Below are 10219 nucleotides of genomic sequence, written 5' to 3' on the forward strand. Positions count from 1 at the left end.
GCGAAAGGAACCACCATGATTGATGACGACCGAACAGCCCGCGCCGCCCTGGCCCGCCTGTTCGAGCCGCAGGACGCGGCGGCCCTGGCACTGGTCCAGGCAGTGGGGGCGCAGGACGCCCTGCGGATTGCCAGCGGCGCGCTGGCCGCGGGTCCCGGGCTCGAACAGGAGATCACTGGAATCCTGGCGGACGGCGGGTGCGGCAGCGGCTGGTCCGGGCTCAGCGAGGCGCTGAAGCGTTGGGCCCCGCGCGTGCCCGACCTCGCGCCGGAGCGGGACCTGGCCACCATGCACCGGCTCGGCGGACGCCTCATCATTCCCACGGATGACTTGTGGCCGCGGCAGCTGGCGGACCTCGGACTGCAGGAGCCCCTGTGCCTGTGGTGGCGCGGCGTGGAACAGGAGCTGCCACCGGCGGCCCGGTCCGTAGCCCTCGTGGGCTCCCGGGACAGCACCAGCTACGGGGCATCGGTAACGGGCGACCTCGCCTACTCGCTGGCCCAGCGCGGCTTCACGATCGTCTCCGGCGGGGCCTACGGGATTGATGCCCACGCCCACAGGGCGGCCCTGGCCGGAAGCGCGGGCGGCGTGCCCACCATTGCCGTCATGGCCGGGGGAGTGGACCGCTTCTACCCCGCCGGCAATGAGGACCTGCTGCGGACCGTGGCGAACCGCGGCGCGGTCCTGGCCGAGGTTCCGCCCGGGTCCGCTCCCACCCGCTACCGGTTCCTGCAGCGGAACCGGCTCATTGCGGCGTTGGCCTCCGTCACGGTCGTGGTCGAGGCCCGGTGGCGCTCCGGCGCCCTCAACACGGCCCACCATGCCGAAAGCCTGGGCAGGGCCGTAGGCGCCGTGCCCGGATCCATCCACAGCGCCAACTCCGCCGGCTGCCACCGGCTTCTCCGTGAGGGCGGCGCGGTATGCGTCACGGATGCCGGGGAGATCGCCGAGCTCGCCTCCCCGAGCGGCGAGGCGATGCCCCCGGACAAGGCAGGCCGGTCCGAGGCCCACGATGGCCTGACCCTGGAGGACCTGATCCTGCTCGATGCCCTGCCGCTGCGGACCACCACCTCGGTTGAGAAGTTGGCCGCGGTGGCCGGGCTGAGCCCGGACTCGGTCCGCGCGGGTCTTGGCCGGCTCGGGCTGCTGGGGCTGGCCGAATCCCGGCACGGCGGCTGGAAACGCTCAGGGAAGGCGGACTGAGATGGGTTGCTTCACCGGGAAGAAGCGGCTCGCCGACCGGCTCCTTGAATGCCGGGGGAATACTGCCAGAGTAAGAGGGTGTCTACACAGGATCCCCCCGCTGCCTCGCCCGCCGCGCTCGACGGCGGTATCCGGCTCGTCGCCGCACGCTTCGGCCGCTACCTGGAAGCGGAGCGGGGCCGGTCCGCCCATACCGTGCGGGCCTATCTCTCCGATGTCGAAAGCCTGCTCGCGCACGCCGCAACCGAGGGCGTCCACGACCTTGCCGGGCTGGAGCTCGGGACCCTGCGGCGCTGGCTTGGTGCCCAGAGCGAGTCCGGGAAGTCCCGCGCCACCCTGGCCCGCCGCGCCGCCACCGCCAGAGCCTTCACCGCCTGGGCTGTCCGTGAGGAGCTGATCGAAGCCGACCCCGCCCTGCGGCTCAAGGCGCCAAAGCGGGAGAAGTCCCTGCCCGGCGTCTTGCACCAGCAACAGGTCCGGCGGCTCGTGGACGACGCCGAATCCGCCTCGGCCGAGGGGGAACCGCTGGCCTTGCGTAACCGTGCCATGGTGGAGCTGCTCTACGCCACCGGTGTCCGGGTTGGCGAGCTGGCCGGCATGGACGTCGACGACCTCGACCCGGACCGCAGGACCCTCCGGGTGCTTGGCAAGGGCAACAAGGAACGCACGGTGCCCTATGGGCTGCCGGCGGCGCTCGCCGTCGACGACTGGCTCCGCCGCGGCCGGCCGGCCCTCGCTACCGGGACCAGCGGCCCGGCGCTCTTCCTGGGCGCGCGCGGCGGAAGAGTGGACCAGCGCCAGATCCGCAGCGTGGTCAAGGAGATGCTGGAACGGCTGGGAGACACCGCCGCCACCGGGCCGCACGCCCTGCGGCACTCCGCAGCGACCCACCTGCTCGACGGCGGGGCGGATCTGCGCGCCGTGCAGGAAATCCTGGGGCACAGCAGCCTTGCCACCACCCAGATCTACACCCACGTGTCCGTCGAGAGGCTCCGGCAGAGCTACCAGCAGGCGCACCCCCGGGCCTGAGGATCGCCGGTCCGGCGCGTCCGGCCGGCCGGAAAAGGCACACAATTCGGCCCGGATTCCTACACCGGATTCGGCCCGCATACCTGCCCGGCGCCAAGCGGACCAGGGTCCACCTGCGGGACTGCCGAAGCATGCACGGCGCGCCGGAAAAGACGCGCCGAATCGCACTGGCGTAATTAGGAGGGGTAGGGCAGAATAAAACTCACGCCCGGGAAGTTTCAAGTTGAACTTGAAGCTGGAATGCACCACGTCCCAGCTTTGAACCCGGTTGTATATTAGTAGTCTGGCAGGGACCGCCGGCATAAATTCGGATCCGCGCAACAGACAGACATCCAGGCACAGGTCGTTGGGGAAGACGTACCTACAGCTATGGAGGATGGAATGTCTGTTGCACTGACCCGAGGTGTGTTGTTCGTTCACTCGGCCCCGACTGCCTTGTGCCCCCACGTCGAGTGGGCCATAGGGTCTGTCGTGGACAAGCGGACGGACCTGGAGTGGACCGCTCAGCCTGCCGCGCCCGGAATGTTCCGGGCCGAGCTGTCGTGGACCGGAACGCCGGGCACGGGGGCTCAATTGGCGTCGGCTCTGCGAGGCTGGGCGCACCTGCGCTATGAAGTCACTGAGGAGCCGAGCCAGGGGGTGGACGGCGGCCGCTGGTCGCACACCCCGGAGCTCGGGATCTTCCACGCCACCACTGACGTCCACGGCAACATCATGGTGTCCGAGGACCGCATCCGTTACGCCTACGAATCCGGCGCCGGCGACCCCTCGGCCGTCTACCACGAGCTCTCGCTCGCCCTGGGCGAGGCCTGGGACGAGGAACTCGAGCCGTTCCGGCACGCCGCCGAAGGCGCCCCCGTGCGCTGGCTCCACCAGGTCGGCTAGGGCCTCACCGGGCGCACCACCGCAGCAATTCCATAGCTAGGCGCCAAAAGGCAGATGGCGGCAATGTTCACGAAGAACATTGCCGCCATCTGCCGTCCCGGCGTGCTGCGGGCGTGCTGCTGGTCGTGCAGCTAGACGCTGCGTACCGCGATCACGGCGTTGTGGCCGCCGAAACCGAACGAGTTGCTCAGCGCGGCGATGCTGCCGGCCGGCAGGTCGCGGGCGGTCGTGACGACGTCGAGCGGGATTTCCGGATCCTGGTTCTCGAGGTTGATGGTCACCGGCGCCTTGCGGTCGTAGATGGCCATGACGGTCAGCACGGCCTCCACGGCACCGGAGGCGCCGAGCAGGTGCCCCATCTGGGACTTGGTGGCCGAGACCGCTACGGAGTCCACGTGCTTGCCCAGGGCGGCCTTGAGGGCCGCGTACTCGGGCTTGTCGCCGACCGGGGTGGAGGTGGCGTGCGCGTTGACGTGGACGATGTCTTCGGGCTGGATGCGGCCATCGAACATCGCAGCCTTCAGCGCGCGGGTGGCGCCCAGGCCCTGGGGGTCCGGGGCGGTGATGTGGTAGGCGTCGGCGGTGACCGAGGTGCCCGCCAGTTCGGCGTAGATCCGGGCGCCGCGGGCCAGGGCGTGTTCCTCGGCCTCGAGCACCAGGGCGCCGGCGCCCTCGCCCATGACGAAGCCGTCGCGGTCACGGTCGTAGGGGCGTGAGGCGTGCTCGGGATCGTCGTTGCGGCGTGAGAGGGCCTGCATGGAGGCAAAGGCGGCGATCGGCATCGGGTGAATGGCGGCTTCGGCGCCGCCGCACACGACGACGTCGGCCTTGCCGGCGCGGATGAGGTCCAGACCCACGTGCACGGCCTCGGTGCCGGACGCGCAGGCGGAAACGGGGGTGTGGGCGCCGGCGCGGGCACCCAGGTCCAGGCTTACCGCGGCGGCCGGGCCGTTGGGCATCAGCATGGGCACGGTCATGGGCAGGACGCGGCGGGGACCCTTTTCGCGCAGGGTGTCCCAGGCATCCAGGAGGGTCCAGACGCCGCCGATGCCGGTCGCGAAGGCCACCGCCAGACGGTCGTGGTCGATTTCAGTGATGCCGGAGTCGGCCCACGCCTCACGGGATGCGACCACGGCGAACTGGGTGGACGGGTCCATGCGCTTGGCCTCGACCCGGGTCAGGACGTCCAGGGCAGGGGTGGAGGCGCGTGCGGCGAAGTGGACGGGCAGCTCGTACTTGGCCACCCAGTCGTCCTCAAGCGTGTGCGCGCCGGAGACGCCCTTGAGCGCGTTCTTCCACATCGTGGGGACATCGCCGCCGATGGGTGTGGTGGCACCCAGACCGGTAATGACTACTTTGCGTGCCATGGGATCACTCTCTGTCGGTGCGCCTGCCGTATCCGGAACCGCGAACGGGATGGCCGGGGCCTGCGAGGGGAAAACTTTCGGGTGGTGCATTTCGTGGCGGTGCTGGTGGTCCGGTCCGGGCGCTGCTGCAGCGCCCGGACCGGACACCGGGGTCCGCCGATACCGGCGGATGCCAGACTAGGCCTGGGCGTTGGCGATGAAGCTGACGGCGTCGCCGACGGTCTTGAGGTTCTTGACCTCTTCGTCCGGGATGCGGACGCCGAACTTCTCTTCGGCGTTGACCACGATCGTCATCATCGAGATGGAGTCGATGTCCAGATCCTCGGTGAAGGACTTGTCCATTTCGACAGCCTCCGTGGCCAGGCCGGTCTCTTCGTTGACGATTTCAGCCAGGCCGGCCAGGATTTCTTCGTTGCTAGCCATTGATGGCTCCTTTTCTGGTTGTTGCCCTCGGCTGCCGGTGGAATGCCGGCAGCCTAAGGGCGGAAATGATTCAAACCGAGGGTTCGGCTTGGTGCGGGAATGCTTGCGAGCACAGCATGCGGGGCTGGCCCTGAAATTGAAGGACATGCGGTGCAAGGGTGAAACGGGTGGAACGTATTTAGTTCGGAAAAGCGGTGGCTGCCTAAGGAAGCACGACCACCTGGGCGCCGAAGACCAGACCGGCTCCGAAGCCGATCTGCAGCGCCAGCCCGCCGCTGAGCTCGGGGTTTTCCTCAAGCAGGCGGTGGGTGGCCAGGGGGATGGACGCCGCCGACGTATTTCCGGCGTCGGCGATGTCGCGGGCGATCTTGACGGTCTCGGGCAGCTGCAGCTTCTTGGCCATCTCGTCGATGATGCGCATGTTGGCCTGGTGCGGGATGAACGCAGCGAGGTCCTCGGACCGGATGCCGGCTGCGTCCAGGGCCTGCTGGGCCACCTTGGCCATCTCCCACACGGCCCAGCGGAAGACAGTCTGGCCGTCCTGGCGCAGGGTCGGCCACAGGGAAGCGTCGGTCACGGCCGCTTCCTCATCGCTGACGGCGGCGCCGTGCTTGCCGGTCAGGGCGAGCTCGCGGATGTCCAGCATGGAGTGGGTCATGCCGATGGCATCCCACTTGCTGCCGTCCGAACCCCACACCGAGGGGCCGATGCCGGGCGTGTCAGAGGGGCCGATCACGACTGCGCCCGCGCCGTCGCCAAGCAGGAAGGAGATGGTCCGTTCCGTGTTGTCGATGACGTCGGAGAGCTTCTCGGCACCGACCACCAGGACGTAGGAGGCCGCGCCGGAACGCACCAGGGCGTCGCCCTGGGCGATGCCGTAGCAGTAGCCGGCGCATGCCGCGGAGATGTCGAAGGCCGGGGCCGGCGTCGCGCCGAGGCGGTCGGCGAGGCTCGCTGCGGCGGACGGGGTCGCATACGGGTGGGTGACCGTGGAAACAATCACGGCGCCGAGCTGGGAGGCCTCGATGCCGGCCTTCTGCAGTGCTTCACGTGCGGCGCCCTCGGCCATGTCAATCACGCTGACATCGGCGGGCGCGCGGTGCCGGGTGATGATGCCCGTGCGCTGGCGGATCCACTCATCCGAGGAGTCGATCCACTGGCACACGTCCTCGTTGGTCACGATCACGCTGGGCCGGTAAGCCCCGATACCCATGATGCGGGTGTTGGCCTGCACCGGTGCCTGCTTCAGAGTGGGAACGCTCATGCCCCTCCCTCCAGTTCTGCAAATAGGGCCAGGGCCGCGGAAAGATCGTCCGGGGTCTTGACGGTGACTGTCTTGACGCCGGGCATGCCGCGCTTGGCCAGGCCCGCCAGTGTTCCGGCGGGAGCCAGCTCGATCACGCCGGTCACCCCGCGCTGCACCATCGTCTCCATGCACTGGTCCCAGCGGACCGGCCGGGAGACCTGGGCGATCAGGCTGTCGACGGCGGCGGCGCCGTCGGTGACTTCCGCGCCGTCGAAGTTGGACAGCAACGGCACCTGCGGGTCCTTCGGGTGCAGCGACGGACGCAGGGCCTGCAGGGCCGCGCCCGCGGGGGCCATATGCGAGGTGTGGAACGCGCCCGCGACCTTCAGCGGAATAACCCGGGCCTTGGCCGGCGGGTTCTCCGCCAGGGCCTTCAGCTGCTCCAGGGTGCCTGCGGCGACGGTCTGGCCGGCCCCGTTGACGTTGGCGGCCGTGGCCCCGGCGGCAGCAATGGCTGCCAGGACCTCCGCGGGGTCGCCGCCCACGACGGCACTCATGCCGGTCGGGGTGGCGGCGGCAGCGGCTGCCATGCTGTTGGCGCGTTCGCGGACAAACATCATGGCTTCGGATTCCGACAGGACACCGGCGAGGGAAGCCGCGGTGATTTCGCCGACGGAGTGGCCGGCAAGGATGACGGGAAGCGTGCCGAGTTCGACGTCGAACAGCGACTTCGCCGTCACCAGGCCCGCAGCAACGATCAGCGGCTGCGCGACTGCGGTGTCCTTGATCGTCTCCTCATCGGAGGTGGTGCCGTGGGCGGTGAGGTCGATGCCTGCTATTTCGCTGAGGGAGGCCAGGAGGCCTGCGACGGGTGGCAGTTCCAGCCAAGGGGCCAGAAAACCAGGGGTCTGGGAGCCCTGTCCAGGGCAAACGATTGCAAGCACGTAACCAGCTTTCCAAATTACCGCGTGAACATTCGTGTTTTCATGCACCAAGCTCACTGGGTCAGTTTGTAGGAAGTCTACAACGGTTCAGGAGCCGTTGCGGGGAGGTTGCCGCTCCGTGGGGGCCTTCGGCGGGGCAGAAAGCCGGCCCACGACGAGGGCGGTCTGGAGCACGAACGCCTCCCGCGGCAGCAGCGGATCCCAGCCGGTGACGTCGCAGACGCGCTTGAGCCGGTAGCGCACTGTGTTGGCATGGACGAAGAGTTCCCGGGCCGTGGCCTCGAGTGAATGGCCCAGTTCGAGGTACGTGCCGAGGGTCTCCACCAGCCCGTTGGAGGCGGCCAGAAGCGGGCGGTAGATGTTCTTGACCAGCGAGCGGCGGGCGGCGTCGTCGCCGGAGATCACCCGCTCCGGGAGCAGGTCATCGGCCGCCACCGGGCGCGGCGCGGAAGGCCACGCGCGGGCCGCGGTGAGGCCGGCAAAGGCGGACTGGGCGGAGCCGCTGGCCTCGAGGAGGGACCCGGCCTCCGGGCCGTAGACCACCGGGCCGGGGGCAAAGAGCTCGCTGAGTTTCAGGTACGCGGTCTCCCGGTCGTGGACCCCGCCCAGGATCAGGATGAGGCGGTCGCCCTGGATCCCCACAAGGGCGTCCTCGGCGAAGCGCCCCGCCGTGCGCCGCAGTTCGCTGACGTAGCTGGCGCTTGGTTCGGACGGGGAATTCCCGACCATGACCGTGAAGCGCTCCTGTGCTTTCCAGCCCAGGGCCGCGATCCTGGACCGCAGCGCGTCGGTGTTTTCGCCACGGAGGATGGCATCGACAATCAGGGCTTCCAGCCGGGTATCCCAGGAGCCGCGGGATTCCGCGGCGCGGGCATAGACGTCGGCGGCCGCGAACGCGACCTCCCGCGAGTAGCGCAGCACGGCCTCCCGGAGGGCCCCCTGGTCCGCTTCCGGGGCGATCACCGGGACCTGGTCCTCGACGACTTCCACCACGATCCGGATCAGCTGGAGCGCCTTCTGCAGGCTGATGGAGCGGGTCAGTTCGGTGGGCGCGGTGCCGAAGACGTCGGAGAGGATCCACGACGGCGAACTTGGCCGTTCGTACCAGGTGACGAAAGCCGCGATGCCGTTCTGGGCCACCATGCCCAGGGCGGAACGTTCATCCGAGTTCAGCCGGCCGTACCACGGCAGGGACTTCTCCAACTGGCGCAGCGTCGTCGTCGACAGCTGGCCCACGCTGGCCCGGAGCTTCTTGAGGGTTTCGGCTTTCTCCGGAGTCATCGCCCTCGAGCTCGGCTTGCGTTTTTCGGGAGTGGTGATCGGCTCTGCCATGCATTGAGCATACGGGGCGGGCCGCCCAAGCTCCATTTGTGCGAAGGCTACAACTGCCCTTGTCCTGCATCACAGCGGCCCGCGGGAGTCCAGAGCGCCCCCGGAGGGAGGCCCGGGGGAGGCAGGAGGGAGGCGGGGCGGTTAAACGCCCGACGGCGGCCCCCACCTTTCGGTGGGAGCCGCCGTCGAACGTTCGCTCTTGCGCTGAGGCGCGGTTAGGAGTCGCCGCCCGCGTTGCCGGTGGTGCCGGCGTTCACGTTGTGCAGGCGGTACTTCTCGATGGCCTGGGCAGGTGCCTGGGCATCCACTTCGCCCCGGCGGGCCAGCATCTGAAGGGAACGGACCACAACCGAGTGGATGTCGTTCTTGAAGAAGCGGCGTGCCGCGGCGCGGGTGTCCGAGAAGCCGAAGCCGTCCGCGCCGAGCGAGGCAAACTCGTTCGGCAGGAACTGGCGGATCTGGTCCGGCACGGCCTTCATGTAGTCAGTGACCGCGACGATGGGGCCGGTGGCGCCGGCGAGCTGCTGGGTCACGAACGGGACGCGGGCGGGCTGGCCGGGGTTGAGGAAGGAGTCTTCCTCGGCGGCCATGGCGTCGCGGCGCAGTTCGGTCCAGGAGGTCACGGACCAGACATCCGCCGAGACGCCCCAGTCCTCGGCGAGGACCCGCTGGGCTTCGAGGGCCCAGGGAACCGACACACCCGAGGCAAGGATCTGCGTGCGCGGGCCGTCAATCTTGGCCGGCGCCAGCAGGTAGATGCCCTTGATGATGCCCTCGACATCGAGTTCCGCCGGTGCGGGCGGCTGAATGATCGGCTCGTTGTAGACAGTGATGTAGTACATCACGTTCCGCGACGGATCGTTGTCGGCAATTTCTTTCCCGGCTTCGCCGGGGCCGTACATCCGGTTGAGGCCGTCACGCATGATGACGCCCATCTCGTAGCCGTATGCCGGGTCGTAGGTGAGGACGGCCGGGTTGGTTGCCGCCAGTATGGGGGAGTGGCCGTCGGCGTGCTGCAGGCCTTCGCCGGTCAGCGTGGTGCGTCCTGCCGTGGCGCCGATGATGAACCCGCGGGTCATCTGGTCGGCGGCCGCCCAGAAGGAATCGCCGGTGCGCTGGAAGCCGAACATCGAGTAGAAGACGTAGACCGGGATGAGCGGTTCGCCGTGGGTGGCGTAGGACGTTCCGGCGGCGGTGAAGGCTGCCACGGAACCGGCCTCGTTGATGCCGGCGTGCACGATCTGGCCGGAGATGGACTCCTTGTACGCCAGGACGAGCTCGCGGTCCACGGAGAGGTAGTTCTGGCCGTTCGGGTTGTAGATCTTCGCCGTCGGGAAGAACGCGTCCATGCCGAAGGTGCGTGCCTCATCGGGGATGATCGGCACAATCCGCTTGCCGAACTCCTTGTCCCGCATGAGGTCCTTGAGCAGGCGGACGAACGCCATGGTGGTGGCGGCGTGCTGCTTGCCGGAGCCGCGGTTGGCGACTTCGTAGACCTTCTCGTCCGGGAGGGTGACGTCGGCGTGCTTGGAGCGCCGCTCGGGGACGAAGCCGCCGAGTTGCTTGCGGCGGTCCATCAGGTACTGGATCTCCGGGGAGTCCATGCCGGGGTGGTAGTACGGCGGCCGGTAGAGGTCCGCTTCGAGCTGGTCGTCCGTGATCGGGATGCGCAGGTGGTCGCGGAAGGCCTTGAGGTCCGCGAGGGTGAGCTTCTTCATCTGGTGGGTCGCGTTGCGGCCCTCGAAGTGGGTGCCCAGGCCGTAGCCCTTGACCGTGTGCGCCAGGATGAC

9 protein-coding genes are annotated in these 10219 nt (G+C 68.8%); 3 read left to right on the top strand and 6 right to left on the bottom strand.

Translation table 11 applies throughout. The features are described 5' to 3' along the window. The first annotated feature begins 15 nt into the window (after positions 1-15). The 3 genes from dprA (at position 16) to AC1DNG_RS16365 (ending at position 3117) form a co-directional block, all read left to right on the top strand. On the top strand, positions 16-1203 hold the full coding sequence (gene dprA, locus AC1DNG_RS16355; protein ID WP_476887794.1) for a DNA-processing protein DprA: 1188 nt from the start codon (positions 16-18) through the stop codon (positions 1201-1203). Between the two features lie 48 nt (positions 1204-1251). Next, positions 1252-2232, top strand: coding sequence for a tyrosine recombinase XerC (locus AC1DNG_RS16360; protein ID WP_476874055.1), 981 nt, complete (start codon positions 1252-1254; stop codon positions 2230-2232). Between the two features lie 381 nt (positions 2233-2613). Continuing rightward, positions 2614-3117 (top strand): DUF3145 domain-containing protein, encoded by a 504-nt coding sequence (locus tag AC1DNG_RS16365; protein ID WP_026266435.1) that lies wholly within the window; start codon positions 2614-2616, stop codon positions 3115-3117. A 131-nt stretch (positions 3118-3248) separates the two neighbouring features. On the opposite strand, the gene fabF is transcribed toward AC1DNG_RS16365, so the two are convergent. The 6 genes from fabF to AC1DNG_RS16395 all read right to left on the bottom strand — a co-directional run. Further along, positions 3249-4484: a beta-ketoacyl-ACP synthase II gene (fabF, locus tag AC1DNG_RS16370; RefSeq protein WP_028275211.1), complete on the bottom strand. Its 1236-nt coding sequence runs from the start codon at positions 4482-4484 to the stop codon at positions 3249-3251. A 177-nt stretch (positions 4485-4661) separates the two neighbouring features. Next, on the bottom strand, positions 4662-4907 hold the full coding sequence (locus tag AC1DNG_RS16375) for an acyl carrier protein (protein WP_018773434.1): 246 nt from the start codon (positions 4905-4907) through the stop codon (positions 4662-4664). A gap of 202 nt (positions 4908-5109) precedes the next feature. Continuing rightward, complete coding sequence (locus AC1DNG_RS16380) at positions 5110-6171, bottom strand: beta-ketoacyl-ACP synthase III (protein WP_026537071.1); 1062 nt, start codon at positions 6169-6171, stop codon at positions 5110-5112. Continuing rightward, a complete protein-coding gene (locus AC1DNG_RS16385; protein ID WP_476887795.1) occupies positions 6168-7097 on the bottom strand; it encodes an ACP S-malonyltransferase in 930 nt (309 codons plus the stop codon). Before AC1DNG_RS16385 ends, AC1DNG_RS16380 begins: the two co-directional genes overlap by 4 nt. 87 nt (positions 7098-7184) lie before the next feature. Then, complete coding sequence (locus AC1DNG_RS16390) at positions 7185-8429, bottom strand: PucR family transcriptional regulator (RefSeq protein ID WP_018773431.1); 1245 nt, start codon at positions 8427-8429, stop codon at positions 7185-7187. Positions 8430-8644: 215 nt separating this feature from the next. Next, the coding region (locus tag AC1DNG_RS16395; protein ID WP_476887796.1) for a transketolase-like TK C-terminal-containing protein at positions 8645-10219 on the bottom strand (1575 nt) is incomplete at its 5' end.

Source organism: Arthrobacter sp. 01T425, assembly GCF_056398725.1.

Bases quoted from the DNA above. Each gene is read 5' to 3' on its own strand.
- AC1DNG_RS16380 (WP_026537071.1), bottom strand. From the start codon at position 6,171: ATGAGCGTTCCCACTCTGAAGCAGGCACCGGTGCAGGCCAACACCCGC.
- AC1DNG_RS16375 (WP_018773434.1), bottom strand. From the start codon at position 4,907: ATGGCTAGCAACGAAGAAATCCTGGCCGGCCTGGCTGAAATCGTCAAC.
- AC1DNG_RS16365 (WP_026266435.1), top strand. From the start codon at position 2,614: ATGTCTGTTGCACTGACCCGAGGTGTGTTGTTCGTTCACTCGGCCCCG.
- fabF (WP_028275211.1), bottom strand. From the start codon at position 4,484: ATGGCACGCAAAGTAGTCATTACCGGTCTGGGTGCCACCACACCCATC.
- dprA (WP_476887794.1), top strand. From the start codon at position 16: ATGATTGATGACGACCGAACAGCCCGCGCCGCCCTGGCCCGCCTGTTC.
- AC1DNG_RS16390 (WP_018773431.1), bottom strand. From the start codon at position 8,429: ATGGCAGAGCCGATCACCACTCCCGAAAAACGCAAGCCGAGCTCGAGG.
- AC1DNG_RS16360 (WP_476874055.1), top strand. From the start codon at position 1,252: ATGCCGGGGGAATACTGCCAGAGTAAGAGGGTGTCTACACAGGATCCC.